We start from the raw sequence: 13,559 nt of genomic DNA on the forward strand, positions 1-13,559 counted from the left end.
ACTGACCAAGTGCAGGCCAGAAGTCGGTAGTTAATCACCAACATTTCGGACAGTCACGCTGGGCAATTCGCGTGATCGGAAAGGCAACACGCGTGTCTGGAGAGGCATCACTCGTGATTGAAGGGGCATCACGGTCATGCCCGTGGAATCACGAGTGATGCCCCGCTGATCACACGTGATGCCCCTCGGATCACGCGTGATGCCTTTTGGCGCACGGTCAGGAGGCGGGCGGGGCCACCACCCGGAGCTGGAGCATGGCCGCGAACCTCGCCTCCGGGTCCGTCATGTCGAAGCCGCCGACCTCGGCGAGCCGGCGCAGGCGGTACCGGAACGTGTTGGGGTGCACGTGGACCGCAGCCGACGCCGCGATGACGTCGCCGAAGGCGTCGAGCCAGGCTCGCAACGTCTCGACCAGGTGGGCGTGGTGCTGCTCGTCGTAGTCCAGCAGGCGCGCGACCGGGCCGGTCGGGCGGTCGCCGCGGGCGGCGACCAGGTCCTGCAGCTCCAGCAGCAACGCTTCGACGTGCACGTCGGCCAGCGACGCCACCCGGCGCCCCGGGCCGCTGCCCGAGCGCAGCACCCGCAACGCCCGGTCCGCGCTGTCGCGAGCTTCGGGCAGCTCGGCCGCGCTGCGGGCCACCGGCCCGATCCCGACCACGGCCCGGACGCGGTCGCCCACCCGGTCCAGGAAGTCCTTCGCGATCCGCAGGGCGCGGCGTTCGCCGTCGGCGTCCCGGGTGACCGGCACCAGCCCGTACGCGGTGTCGCCCACGAGCGCCGCCGCGCAGCGCGGGTGCACCGCGCTCAGGTGCATCGCCAGGCCGTCGGCCAGGCGTTGCCGTTCGGTGGCGATCTCGGCGTCCTCGGCGCCGTTCTCGAGCACCGCCAGCGCGAGCACGACGACCGGCTGGTCGGCCAGCCCCAGCCGGCTCAGCGCCTCCCGCGCGGCGGCCCCGCCTTCGAGTGCCGTGCTCACCAGGTCCGCGCGCAGCCGGCGTTCGACGTCGGCGCCCGCCCGGACGCGCAGCAGGTGCAGCGCCACCAGGCGGGCCGCGTCGCAGAGGGCCTGCGTGCGGTCGGGGGTCAGCGGCTCGCGCACGGCGGCCCAGATGGAGCCGAGGATCTCGTCGCCCGCCCGGACCGCGACGGCCACGCGGGGGATCTTGAAGCCTTCGGGGCTTTCCGGCGGCCGGTCGACGTACACCGGCCGGTCGCTGCGGTAGAGCTCGCGGAACACGCCGCGGTCGGCGAGCATCCGGGAGAACCGCTCGGGCACCTGCCGGCCGAGGATGGTTTCGACCCGCGACGGGTCGGCTTCGTCCTGGCGTCCCGAGAACGCGAGCACGCGCGAACGGCGGTCCTCGATGGTGACCGGCGCGTCGATGAGCGCCCCGATCGCGTTCGCCACCGCGAACAGGTCGCCCGAGGGCAGTCCGGCCAGGGTCTCGGGTTCGGCGTCGCCGACGTCGCCCTCGGCCAGCAACGACCGCAGCATCGCCGCGAGCTGGGCCCAGGACGCGCCGCGCGCCAGGCTCAGCAGCGCGACACCGGTGTCCTCGACGGCGGCGGTGATCGCCGCGGTGACGGTGACGGGCGCGCGGACCACGAGGCCGGCCGCGTCGTGGCGGGCCAAGGTCCGCAGCTGGTGCACGACCTCGTCCGGTTCGGCGAGGCCGACGCCCAGCATCAGGGCGTGCTGGGGCAGGGCGGGCTCGTCGAGGGGGTCGTGGATGGCGACGCCGCCGATGCCGCCCGGGCGGTCGCCGTCGCCGAGCACGAGGTCCAGGAGTGTGCCGCCCAGGTCGTCGAGGACGCGGCCGAGGCTGGCGTGCGGGCGCAGGTTCACCGAAACGAGCACCTCCCGAAGCTAGGCGCGGAACCGTCAGCCTAGTTCGTCGGCGGGCACGAATTCAGCATCCGACTTGGTCGCCGGCGACGAACTCCTCCCACCAGGGGATGATCCGGAAGGAGGCGTCGCCGAGTCCGCGGAAGAACCCGCGCCCCGAGCCGGCCGCGAAGTCCGGCTCGTGTTCGTGCCTGTCGTGCCGCCTGGTCTCCCAAACGTAGAGCGGGGTTCCGGCGGGCACGTCGGGGAGTTCGCCGAGCTGCTCGGTGACGAGGACTACGCGGTCGTGCCCGGCGGCGACGGGCGCGGCGGTGCGGAGGTCGGTGGAGTGCCAGCGGATCAGGGCGTGCAACGGCGACTCTTCCGGTTCGAGCGGGAACCGGCCGCCGCCGAGGAGGACGAGGTCGGCTTCGTCGCACCGCTGGGCGAGGGCGAGCCCGAAGACGATCCGGGTGTCGCTGCGCGGTTCGACGACGACGAGAGTGCGCCCGCGCAGCCGTGGGAGCGACTCGAGGCTGTGCCGGGCACCGGCGGCCAGCGCGGGTTCCCACCGGCGGCTGTCGACCGCGCCCCAGGCCGCGGCGAACCGCAACGGCCCCAGCCCGGACGCGTGCACCTCGGCGGGATCGGCGATCCGCGCGGCGACGGCCATGGCGGTCTCGAACCCGAGCCCGGCGGCGTCCAGCCGGCGCAGGTGGGCGAGGAGGGCGGAGAGGGGCAGGTGCGGGATCAGGGGTTCCAGGCGGCCCAGGCCGCCGGGTTGGGCCAGGAGGTCGACGAGGGGCAAGGCCGCCAGGACGGTTTCGGAGTGCGGTGGGAGCACGGCTCGCCTCAGTCGGGCGAGGGCCTGCCCGGGTGGTGGGTGGCCGGCGCCGGACCTGAGCCCGGCGAGGACATGCAGCGGCCCGGCAGGTGATTCACGAGCGGCGGCAGATTCGGCGACTGCCCCTTGCGGGAGCGCCACGCGGCTGGAGCGCGGCGGCCCAACCGGCGCCCGACCTCTGACACTCACCTCGGGCTCCGTGGCACTCCCCTGGCGCATCGGCCCGGTCGTCACCTCGCCTTCGGCACCGATCTCGGCGGCCGCGGAAAGCCGCGCGTCGGCACTTTGCCCGCCGAAGTCGCCCTCCGGAAGCGCGCTCACCGTCGGCAGCGAGACCGGCCCCGAACCGGCTTCCTCCGCCACCCCGGCCCACTTCCGCACCAGGGGCATCGTCGCCGGGATCGTCCGGACCTTCCCGTGGCGCCGGGCCAGTGCGTACCGGAACAGGTCACCCTGCGCGCGGTTGCGGGCTCGCGGGTGCACCAGCCTGATCACCTCGCCGAACCGCAGCGGGCGGGGCGTGCCGATTCCGCCGTGGCGGGGCAGGTCACCGCGGACGAAGCCCAGCTCGAAGTGGTGCCCGCCGTCGTCGTACGCCAGCAGTGCCGGCTCGTCGTACAAGCGCGTCACCGCGTCGGCCACTGCGCGCTTCACCGGCTTCGGCAGCGAAGGCCCGTACGTCGCCGCCCAGTACGCCAGCACGTGGCCCGGGTCGTCGGCGCGGTGCAGCACCGACGCGATCACCTGCCGCGACACCCCGTGCTCGCCCCGCTCCAGCCGCCCGGCCACGAACGCTGCCGCCCCGACGAGCGCCGGGTAGCGCATCGGGGTCTTCACGCGCAGCCAGTGCAGGAAACCCGGTACCCACGCCGGGTCCGCCGTCCGCAGCAGCGCGACGTAGCGCTCCCGCTCCGCGCGTGGCCAGGCGAAGAACGCGTCCTGGTACGCCGCCCTCGCCAGCACCGTCCGGTACAGCTCTTCGATGACCGCCCCTTCCCCACGTCCGGCCCGCGAGCGAGGAGAACCGAGACCCGGATCGGCTCCGGGCTGGTCGTCGGCGGACGGTGAGGAGAACGCGCGGCACCCCTCCACTCGCTCCGGATCGCGACCCACAGCCACGCACCGGAACTCCTCGCTCGCGGGCCCCGAGCCTAGCGGCGGGGTCCGACAAAACCGCGGCTAGATCAGCTTGGCCGCCACGTTGTACGCCTCCACCTGCAGCCGGGCGCCCGGCACCCGCCGCCGCGGCTCGACGCGGACCGTGCGGCTCTCCCCCGGCAGCAGCCAGAAGTAGTTGTCGCCGTAGCGGGTCGGCAGGACGCGGTCCGTGCCGTTGCGCTCGCGCAGCGACAGCCGGATCATCGCCGCGACCGTCCTGCCGTCGTTGCGCACGGTCGCCGTGTACGCGTCGCCGTCGGCCTTCAACGACGAAGTGAGCCGCGCGCCCGGCAGCTGGTTGAGCGCGCGCATGGCCGTGTCGCTGCGGTAGCGCCAGTACGTGTTCTCCGACAGCACCGCGCCGTGGGCGTCGGTCAGGGTCAGCCGCAGGAGGTGCAGATCGGGGTGCGCCGCGTCGAACGGCACGGTGAACGCCGTCGCGCCGACGTTCGCGGCCACGTCGAGATTCTGCTGCTGAGCCGGCGCGAGGCTCGCGCCGTCCAACGAGAACAGCCGCGCGGTGACCGTCACCCCGCTCAACGCGTCCGGGGTGTGGTTGACGACCCGGATCTGCCACGTCGTCAGGTCGGCCTGGACGTGCCGGGCCTCGCAGCCCTTGCGCGCGCCGTAGTAGCTGCCGTTGACGTCGAGGTCGTAGTCGTAGGTCTGCCAGACCGTGCTGTGCCACGCGGGGTGCGACATCCACAGCAGCACGCCGGTGGCGTCCGCCCACAGTTTCGTGTTCCAGGCCTCGAAGATCGCGCGCATGCTCTCGTAGTTGACGAACTGCGCCTTGCGGCAGAACTCCGCGAGGCTCGTCGACGGCGCGAGCCGCGCGTCGATCGCCGCGAGGTAGCTCTGCGGCGACTGGTTGCCGTTCGTCGACCAGTCGTGCAGGAACCACGGCGCCCCGATCGGCCACCCCGGGTCGCCTTCGCCGACGAGGTTGCGCATGCTCTCGACGACCGACACGGTCGGCAGCCCGATCTCGCTCCAGAACCCGTACTTGCCGCCGGTCGCCTCACCCGTGAAGTACCGCTTGGGGTCCTGCCAGTAATAGGGTCCGTCGCCGGTGATCACGCCACCCGCCGAGTTGCCCTGGTAGAGCAGGTCGGTGTGGTCGTGGACGATGTCCCGCAGCGCGTTGTCGATCACCGGCGGCGGCGTGCCTTCGTTGCAGCCGAACCACACCGTCGCGCACGCGTGGTGGCGGTAGCGCAGCACGGTGTCCTTGGCCTGCGCCAGGAAGATGTCGTGGTTGGCCGGGTCGGTCGACCAGCCGTCCCAGAACTCGTTCCACAGCAGGATGCCGTACTTGTCGCAGGCGTCGAACAGCTCCTGCCGGTAGGACGAGCCGACCCAGTTGCGGATCAGGGTGAAGTTCATGTCGCGGTGCATCGCGACGACGGCGTCGGTCCGCTCGGGCGTCATCCGGCGCAGCAGCTCGTCCCAGCCCCAGCTGCCGCCGCGGGCGAACACCTTGACGCCGTTGACGAGGAAGGTCAGCGGCTTCGGGCTGTTGTCCACCGACGCGGCGTCGGTCCAGGTGTCGCCGTCTTGCGACACCTGGATCTTGAAGGTCGCCGCGTAGGCGGTCTCCCAGGTCAGGACGACCCGGTCGAACGCGGTCGCGGCACCGAGGTCGACCTGCAGCCACTGGTTGTCCTCGTAAGCCGACGTCCAGCGGGTGTTCGGGTCACCGTCGAACGCCCGCTCCGGCGGGTTGCCGTCGGCGACCGACTGCGAAGCCGCGGTCTTGCCCTGCGCGAGGTCCGTGTCCGGCGCGGAGCTGGCGACAACGGACATCGTCCAGAGCGAGAAACCCCAGCCCGTGGCGCGCTTCAGGCCCTGCATCCGGACGAACCGGGCATTCTGCGGGGCGAGGTCGACGGACTGGGTCGCCCGGCCGTCGGCGATGACGATCGGCAGGTCGTACTGGTAGCCGATCTGGCGCAGGCCGATCTTCGTGGTCCGCCGGTCGCTGATCGACGCGCCGATCGCCGCGGTGAGCGTCAGGTCGTAGAGGTTCGGCTCGCCGTAGCCGTTCGGCCACCACAGCTTCGGATTCTTGACCTGCTGCGCCGGGAACGCGACGTCGGTGGTCTGCCCGGCCGGGACGGTGACCGTGCTCGACACGGTCACCGGGCCGAACGCGGCCGTGACCTTGACGCGCTGGGCCGTCGAAGCCGCGTTGCGCACCGGCACGGTCAGCGTCACCACGGCGGTGGCGGCGTCGGGCACCTTCGTGTCGACGCGGACGTCGCCGAGCACGGCGGCGCCGGTCGAGCGCAGGCGGACGTGGTCCCAGATGCCGGACGCGCGGTCGCGGACCGCGGGCATCCAGTCCCAGCCGGACACCGCGAGGTAGGTCGGCGAGTTGTCGAACATCGTGCTGCCGGCGTCGACCCACGAACTGCCGTTGGCGCCCTTGTCGCTGGGGCTGCCGGGCCTCGGCATCGGCGAGATCTTCACGGCGAGGACCTGGTCGCCGGTGCGGCGCAGAGCCGCGGTGACGTCGTAGGCGCCGCGGCCGAACGGGTGGCTCTGGGTGCCGATTTCGGCGCCGTTGAGCCAGATCTGCGCTTCGTGGTTGACGCCGTCGAACTCGAGCCAGACGTGCCGGCCGGCCGAGGTGTCCAGACCGCGCGGGAGCGAGAAGCGGCGGCGGTACCACCAGGCGTGGCGCGACAGCGCTTCCGGGACGTGCAGGTTGTTCATGCCGGACACCGGGTCCGGCAGCCGGCCCTGCTCGACCAGCGAGGCCAGGACCGTGCCGGGGACAGTCGCCGGGAGCCAGCCGCGGGTGTCCACCGCCGCGCCGGAGAGAGCCTTGCCGTCGCCGGCCGGCGCCCAGTCGTCCATCGTGAGGACCCAGCCGGACTCGATCGGCACGGTGCCGTCGGCCGCGACGGCGAGCGCGGGCGGGTCGTCGTGCGGGCGGACCGGGAAGCTGGTCCAGCCGTGCACCGCCGGGCGGTTCTGCGGGCCGGTGCCGAACACCTGGAAGCCGTTGAGGCCCAGCGGGTTGCTCGTCGAGCGGCTCGACGCGGTGAACCGGACCCAGCGCGCGGTGACGGCGCCGAGCGGGATCGTCACGACGCCGCCGGTGCCGGCGTCGGTGTGGTGGACGGTGCGCCAGGCCTTGCCGTCGCCCGAGACGTCGAGGTCGAACGCCGTCGCGTAGCTGGACAGGATCTCGAAGCCGCTCGTGTGGGAGCGGGACGCGGCGGCGTCGATGGCCGGGTCACCGGGCCGCGCCTCGAAGGTCAGCACGACCGAGTCGATCCGGCACTCCCCCTGCAGGTCGACGACGATCCACTGGCCGTCACCGGGGGTGGCGCGCCAGCCCGAGCCCCGCACGCCGACCTGGGCGAGGCCGTCGACGGCGAACTCGGCCGGGGTGGCGGCGTAGTCGGTCGAGGACACCTGGACCGGGCGGAACAGGGCCAGGTCGGTCTTCGGCGCGCGGCCGTCGGCGACGGCGGGTGCCGCGGACGCGACCCCGGGCAGGATCGCCGCGAGGCCGAACCCGGCCAGCAGCCCGGTCCCGGCGGTCAGGACGTGCCGCCGCGAAACGGCGGACACCTCCGCGGGCTCGACATCCGCGGTGATGCCGTACTCCTCCGCCATGCGAACTCCGATCTGAAAGCGGCGGCCGGACCTGGCGAGGTGGCGCCGCGGAGAGAGGGTGACAACGTTGCCAGGAAGCTTCCGCCGTGCGCCTCGGAAGCGTCAAGACGACAAGGAGGACAAGAATTCGGATAGTTGACATCGATGTCGGCGCCCGGCTCGCCGTGCCCCGCTGAGCGGTGCCCGTTACGGTTGCAACGGCTGCGCAACGAGTGCTTCGGGAGGGTCCGATGGTCCAGGTCGAACGCACCGTCACCGTGCGCACGCCGGTCGCGCGGGTCGCGGAGTACCTCGCGGACTTCGCGCACACGGGGGAATGGGACCCGGGCACGGTGTCGTGCACCCGCACGGACGGGGGCCCGATCACGGTCGGCGCCGGGTGGCACAACGTCTCGGAGTTCCGCGGCAGGCGGACGGAGCCGGACTACCACCTGACCCGGCGCGACGCCGGCCGCGTGACGTTCGTGGGCGAGAACGAGACGGCGACCTCGACGGACGACTTCGGCCTGTCGGCGGGCCCGGACGGCACGACGGTCCGCTACCGCGCCACGATCGTGTTCCACGGGTGGGCGAGGCTGGCGAGCCCCTTCTCGAAGCGCGAGTTCGAGCGGCTCGGTGACGCGGTGGTGCCGGAGCTGAAGCGGGCGCTGGAGGGGCTGGACTGAGCGTTCCCCGCCTCGTCCAAGCGACCCCGCGCTGCCCCTACCCCTCGGCGTGCTCCACGGCCAGCTCCACCGCCGACGCCAGATCGTTCACCCGGGCGAACCCGCGGTCGCCCAGGTGCTGCCAGCCCGGCCCGGCCGTGCCCACGACGCGGCCGAGGTCGCGCACCCGCGCCGCGAGCAGGTCGTCGGCCGTCGGGGCCGCCAGGGACCACAGCAGCACCAGCACCGGGTCGAGGCGCGCCGCCAGGTCGGCGACCGTCTCGGCCGGCACCAGCTGCCCGAGGTAGGCGACCGGGATCCCGGCCTCGGCCAGCGTCGCGCGCAGGGCCTCCATCGGCAGCGAGTGCCGTTCGGCCGGGCAGCAGGCCAGCAGCACCGGCCGGCCCGGGACGGCCGCCGGGAAGCGCCGGCTGAACCGCTCGTACGCCAGCGAGATCTCCGTCGTCAGGGCCCATTCCGACGCGAAGCAGACGTCGCCGCGCTGCCAGCGGTCGCCCAGGCCGCGCAGGACCGGGGCGAGGACGTCGGTCCAGGCCGCGGCCGGGCCGAGCGTGCCGAGGGTTTCGTCGAGCAGCCCCGCGACGGACGCGGACCGCAGCTCCTCGGCGGCGTCCTCGAGCTCGCGCACCCGGCGGGCGGCGGGCACCTCGGGCGGGTCGGCGGGCGTGGCCGCGAAGGCCGTGGCGGCCGCTTCCCGCACGGGCATCCCCCGCGCGACGAGCCGCTGCATGTGCTGCAGCCGCCGGACGTCGGCGTCGGAGTAGCGGCGGTGCCGTCCGGTGGCCGCGGCCGACGGGCCGATCCCGTACCGCGCGCTCCAGCTGCGCAGCGTCACCGGCGAGACGCCGAGCAGCTCGGCCACCTTGCCCGGCGCCCAGGCACCCGTCTCGACGTTCTTCGGATCCACCGTTCCCCTTCGCCTCGCTCAGGGCAGCTTAGCGACGGCCGGGCCACCTGACCGGCGGGGACACGGTGATCGCCGCCGGCGCGGAGATCGCCGGCCGGTGGTCCGGAGATCAGCGGGCCGGCCACGGCCGCCGGGACCCACCGTCACGCGGCGAAGCCGGACCGGCGACACCGGCGCGGGGTACCGGGAACAGCCCGGCGCCACGGGGGACGCGGCGGCGGGGCGTCGGCCTGCCGCGTCCCCCTCGGCGCCGCCCGGCGCCGGGGATCCGGCCCGCGTCGACCGGATCCGGACGGCCGCGGGGTGTGGCAACCCGCCACGGCCTGCCTAGTCCTGCGCGGCGAGGTGCCGCCCCACTAAGCTATACCCGCTCGCAACGCTTGTGCATCGCTATCCCTCGGATGTCCCAAGGATTCGCCCTCGCCGGTGCGTCATTCCGGGCCGCGATGGGTACTCCGCGATGCAGGAGGGACCCGATGACCGAGAACCGCACTCAGCCCCGCTTCGCGACGACGAACGAAGCGGGGGTCGTGACCGTCCGCTGCGCGGGCGATCTCGACCTGGCCACCACGACCCGGCTCCGTGACGTGCTGCTGAGCCCGTTTCGCGGCGGCGCGGCCGCGGTCGTCGCCGACCTCACCGAGACGACCTACTGCGACTCGACCGTCTTCAGCGTCCTGGTCGAGTCCTACCGCGAAGCCCGCGCGCACGACATTCCCTTCGCCATCGCGGCGGCCGAGATCGCGGTCGCCCGGCCCTGGGCCATCCTCGGCCTGGACCGCGTGCTGCCCCTGCACGCCGACCTCGCCGAAGCGCACGCCGCGATCACCAGGGTCACGGCCACCCGCGTCTCCTGACCGCCGGCGGACTCCCCGGCCGTCGTCCACAGTGGAGTCCCGTCACACTGCGAGCCCACCCCGGGCATGCCACGATCGGGTGATGGTCGACAGAGCCCGCGGACATAACCGTGACGTAGCACCGCTGTAATGAATCGTCACTACGGTCCCCGGGGCATGTCGATCGGGCAGATGACGGATCCGGCGCCGATGGCGCTTCCCCAGGGTGAAAAGGTGCTTCCGGAAACGAACACGCAGCAGCAGAACGCGCGGGGCCGGTGGCTGCCCGTCTTCGGGGCGGTGCTGGGCGCCGCGCTTTTCCTGGTGGTGCGCGGCAGCCTGACCGACGACGGCTACATCACCCTCGCCTACGCGAAGAACCTGGCCGTGCACGGCGAATGGGGCATCATCCCGGGCTCGCCCGCGAACTCCGCGACGTCACCGCTGAACGTCCTGCTTCTCGCCGCGCTGACGCTGGTGACGCGGGTGGCGGGCGATCCGCACCCGGTCGTGGCGCTCGGGATCCTGACGGTCCTGTGCGGCGGTGCGCTCGGCTGGGCCTGGCAACGCCTCGGGCGGACGCTGCCGCTGCCGCCCGCGGCCGGGGTGCTCGGGGTCACGCTGGTCCTGGTCAACCCGTTCGTGCTGTCCGCCATCGGTCTCGAAGTCCTCTTGATCCCGGCCGTCCTGCTGGTGCTGACGGTCTTCGCGCTCGAAGGACGGCCGATCCTGTTCGGCGTCACCGCCGGGCTCACCGTCCTCACCCGGCTCGACCTCGTCGTGTTCGTCGTGGTGATCGCGCTCAGCGCGCCCGCGATCCGGCGGAGGCTGCTGCCGGCCGCCGGTTCCGCGGTGCTGACGGCCGCGCCGTGGTTCGTCTTCAGCTGGGTCGCCTTCGGCTCGTTCGTGCCCGACACCCTGGCGATCAAGCAGACCCAGGCGGGGCTGTTCGCGCCGTGGACCTACACCACCGGACCGGTGATGTACTACCTCGGCTACCCGGGCATCGTGCTGGTGACGTTCGTCCCGGCGCTGCTCGGCGCGGTCGCGCTCGCCGTATGGGCCGCGGCGCGGTTCTCCGTGCGCTGGCCGGAGTTCCCCGCGCTCGGCCCGGTCGCGGCGCTCGGCGCCGGCGGGATCCTCTACTTCGTCGCCTATTCGTTCATCGGCGTCGGCCCGTTCCACTGGTACTACGTGGCTCCGACGACCACAGTGGGCACGTTCGCCGTAGCGGCCTTCGGTGCCTGGTACGGCCAGGCGCGCGAACGGACGGCGCTGCGCACCGGTCCCCCGCTGCTGGCGCTCGTGCTGACCGGGGTGCTGGTGCTCAGCGCGGCCGCTGTCGACGCCGCACAGGGTTTGCCGTGGAAGTCGCCGGTCATCTTCGGGAACTGGGCCAGCGCGCAGGACTACGCGCGCGTCGGCACAGCCCTGGGCGCTCGGCTCGACGGCGCGAGCGTGGCCAGCCCCGGGGAGATCGGCACCCTCGCGTACTACTGCGAGTGCGCCATCATCGACGAGTTCTCCGACCGCGGCCACGCGAAGCAGCTGGTCGAGCAGCGGATCGCGACGGCGAACCCGCTGATGAGCCTCGCGCTGCGGGTGAACTACCACTGGCTGGACCGCTCGATCACCCCCCGCAAACCGGACTACCGGTTGCAATACGCCTCGGGTCCGGCCACCGGGCCCGACAGCTGGCAAGTGGAGTCCGCGGCGAAGGGCGTCGGCCACTTCACCCTCACCCGCGAACCGTGACCGTGGCGCAGCGGCGCGACCGAACGGCACGGGCGATCGCGGCCCCGGAGTCCCGGCCGCGGCGCTGGGTGCTGCCCGCCGCCGTGGCCTTGGTGTCCGCCCTCGTCTTCGCGGTGGTGCGCCCGCACCTCGTCGACGACACGTTCATCACGCTGGCCTACGCGCGCAACCTCGCCTTCCACGGGCACTGGGGGCTGATCGCGGCGGAGACGTCGAACACCGCGACGTCGCCGCTGAACGTCCTGCTCCTCGCCACCCTGACCCTGGTCGTGCGCGACGCGGTGCTCGCCGCCGGCGCGCTGTTCGTGCTGTGCCAGGTCGCGCTCGTCCTCGCGCTACGCCGGGCCGGCGACCGGGCGGGGGTGCCGTCCTCGTTCGCGCCGGTCGCCGTCGCGCTGCTGACGGTGAACCCTCTCCTGCTGTCGTCGATCGGGCTCGAGGTCGAGCTCGGCGCGGCCGGCATCGCGTGGCTCCTGGTCTTCGCGACGGAACGGCGGCCGGTCGCCGTCGGCGTCCTGACCGGGCTGCTCGCCCTCGTCCGCCTCGACCTGGTCGTGGTCGCGCTGATGCTCTTCGCGCTGCGGCGCCGGTTCTGGGCGAAGGCGTGGCAGTCGGTGCTCGCCGCCGCGGCGGTCGCGCTCCCCTGGTTCGCCTTCAGCTGGGTGGTGCTCGGGTCGGCGGTGCCGGACACGGTGATCATCAAGACGCTGCAGAAGTCTTGGGGACCGTGGGACTTCGGCAACGGCCCCGGGCTCTACGCGGACGTCTTCCCGGGGGCGACCGTCGCGTCGTTCCTCCCGGCCGCGCTCGCCCTGCTCGCCTTCGCGCTCTGCGTCGCGGGCGCGGCGCGGGGAGGTCCGCTGTGGGCCCGGGTGCGGCCGTTCGCCCCGCTGGTGCCCGCCGGGATCGCGCATTACCTGGCCTACACGCGGCTGCACGTCCCGCCGTACCACTGGTACTACGGGCCGAGCCTGGTCGCGGCGACGCTCTTCCTCGGGGCCGCCGCGACGGCCGCGGTGCGCGTGCCGGCCCGGGTGGCCGCCGCCGTCGCAGTCTCGGGCGTCCTGGTGATCGGTGTCGGCGCCTACGCGGCCGGTGGCCTGCCGCGGCGGTTCGCGCCGCTGATGTCCAACCACGCCGCGACCGCGGACTACGAGCGGATCGGCCCGGAGCTGGGCCGGCTGGTCGGCGGTGGCACCGTGCGCAGCGGCGGTGAGATCGGCGTGCTGGCCTACAGCTGCGGCTGCGCGATCGTCGACCTGTTCGACGACCGCGGCGCCGTCGGTCCGGCCATCACCGAGCGCGAGGCCCACCTCGGCGCGCTCGGGCGGGCGCTGGTCGACGTCAACTTCCGGTTCTTCGACTTCGGCGACCGGCCGATCGTCACCGACTACGCCCTGGTGCGCGGCGATCCGCCGCCCGGTGCGCTGGCCCGTTGGACACTGACGTCGCCGTGGGCCGGCACCCAGCAGCTGTATCTCGTCCGGGGCAACGGAAGCGGAGCTTGAGCATGACCGGCCTCACCACGCAGCGCGGCCTGTTCACGGGCCCGGCGCCGATCGTCAGCAAGGACCTCTACGCGGAGGTCCACACCGGTGCGGCGGTCCGGGACCGCGCCGCGATCCGGCTGGAGCCGGGCACGAAGGTGTCGGGCAACACGTACTTCGGCCGGTTCCCCGCCTCCTACTGGCAGCGCTGGTCCACCGTCACCGAGGTGTCGGTCGAGGCCGTCGTCACCGGCACCGGCCTGCTCTCGATGGGCGCCTCCGACGTCGAGGGCGAACCCCGCGTGGTCGAGGCCGAGCAGGTCGCGAACGCCAAGCAGACGAAGGTCACGCTGACCGCGAAGCTGGACAAGTTCTACGACGGCGGCGCCCTCTGGCTCGACCTGGAAACCGAGGGCGGGCAGACGCTGCGGGTGGAGCAGGTCCGCTGGACG

The 13,559-nt window shown here is 73.2% G+C and carries 8 protein-coding genes and 1 pseudogene; 5 read left to right on the plus strand and 4 right to left on the minus strand.

Annotated features, from left to right (window positions below; all coding sequences use genetic code 11):
- Positions 1 to 217 precede the first annotated feature (217 nt).
- From ACZ4TR_RS45535 to ACZ4TR_RS45545, 3 genes are read right to left on the minus strand one after another with little or no spacing between them, the layout of a single operon-like run.
- Positions 218 to 1,858: a PucR family transcriptional regulator gene (locus ACZ4TR_RS45535; RefSeq protein WP_364523938.1), complete on the minus strand. Its 1,641-nt coding sequence runs from the start codon at positions 1,856 to 1,858 to the stop codon at positions 218 to 220.
- 52 nt (positions 1,859 to 1,910) lie between these two features.
- Positions 1,911 to 3,788 carry a hypothetical protein gene (locus ACZ4TR_RS45540; RefSeq protein ID WP_465294898.1) on the minus strand — a complete coding sequence of 626 codons (1,878 nt, stop codon included), beginning with the start codon at positions 3,786 to 3,788 and terminating at the stop codon, positions 1,911 to 1,913.
- Positions 3,789 to 3,848: 60 nt separating this feature from the next.
- Positions 3,849 to 7,457 (minus strand): discoidin domain-containing protein, encoded by a 3,609-nt coding sequence (locus ACZ4TR_RS45545; RefSeq protein ID WP_465294900.1) that lies wholly within the window; start codon positions 7,455 to 7,457, stop codon positions 3,849 to 3,851.
- Positions 7,458 to 7,687: 230 nt separating this feature from the next.
- Here ACZ4TR_RS45545 and ACZ4TR_RS45550 point away from each other — a divergent pair, with 230 nt between their 5' ends.
- Positions 7,688 to 8,122 (plus strand): SRPBCC family protein, encoded by a 435-nt coding sequence (locus tag ACZ4TR_RS45550; protein ID WP_465294902.1) that lies wholly within the window; start codon positions 7,688 to 7,690, stop codon positions 8,120 to 8,122.
- Between the two features lie 37 nt (positions 8,123 to 8,159).
- Here the strand turns inward: ACZ4TR_RS45550 and ACZ4TR_RS45555 are convergent, their stop codons facing one another.
- On the minus strand, positions 8,160 to 9,029 hold the full coding sequence (locus ACZ4TR_RS45555) for a MerR family transcriptional regulator (protein ID WP_465294904.1): 870 nt from the start codon (positions 9,027 to 9,029) through the stop codon (positions 8,160 to 8,162).
- A 476-nt stretch (positions 9,030 to 9,505) separates the two neighbouring features.
- On the opposite strand from ACZ4TR_RS45555, the gene ACZ4TR_RS45560 reads away from it, so the two are divergent.
- The 4 genes and pseudogenes from ACZ4TR_RS45560 to ACZ4TR_RS45575 all read left to right on the plus strand — a co-directional run.
- Positions 9,506 to 9,886, plus strand: a complete 381-nt coding sequence (locus ACZ4TR_RS45560; RefSeq protein ID WP_465294906.1) for an STAS domain-containing protein — start codon at positions 9,506 to 9,508, stop codon at positions 9,884 to 9,886.
- Positions 9,887 to 10,099: 213 nt separating this feature from the next.
- Positions 10,100 to 11,620 (plus strand): hypothetical protein, encoded by a 1,521-nt coding sequence (locus tag ACZ4TR_RS45565; protein WP_465294908.1) that lies wholly within the window; start codon positions 10,100 to 10,102, stop codon positions 11,618 to 11,620.
- The gene (locus ACZ4TR_RS45570) at positions 11,617 to 13,128 is read left to right on the plus strand and encodes a hypothetical protein (RefSeq protein ID WP_465294910.1); all 1,512 of its coding nucleotides are present in this window, start codon (positions 11,617 to 11,619) and stop codon (positions 13,126 to 13,128) included. Before ACZ4TR_RS45565 ends, ACZ4TR_RS45570 begins: the two co-directional genes overlap by 4 nt.
- A 2-nt stretch (positions 13,129 to 13,130) precedes the next feature.
- Positions 13,131 to 13,559 (plus strand): annotated as a pseudogene (locus ACZ4TR_RS45575) (glycosyltransferase); the annotation flags it as partial.

It is taken from the genome of Amycolatopsis sp. NPDC028719 (assembly GCF_055565395.1).

Excerpts from the sequence above, each read along its gene's own strand:
- ACZ4TR_RS45550 (WP_465294902.1), top strand. The coding sequence starts at position 7,688 with ATGGTCCAGGTCGAACGCACCGTCACCGTGCGCACGCCGGTCGCGCGG.
- ACZ4TR_RS45560 (WP_465294906.1), top strand. The coding sequence starts at position 9,506 with ATGACCGAGAACCGCACTCAGCCCCGCTTCGCGACGACGAACGAAGCG.
- ACZ4TR_RS45545 (WP_465294900.1), bottom strand. The coding sequence starts at position 7,457 with ATGGCGGAGGAGTACGGCATCACCGCGGATGTCGAGCCCGCGGAGGTG.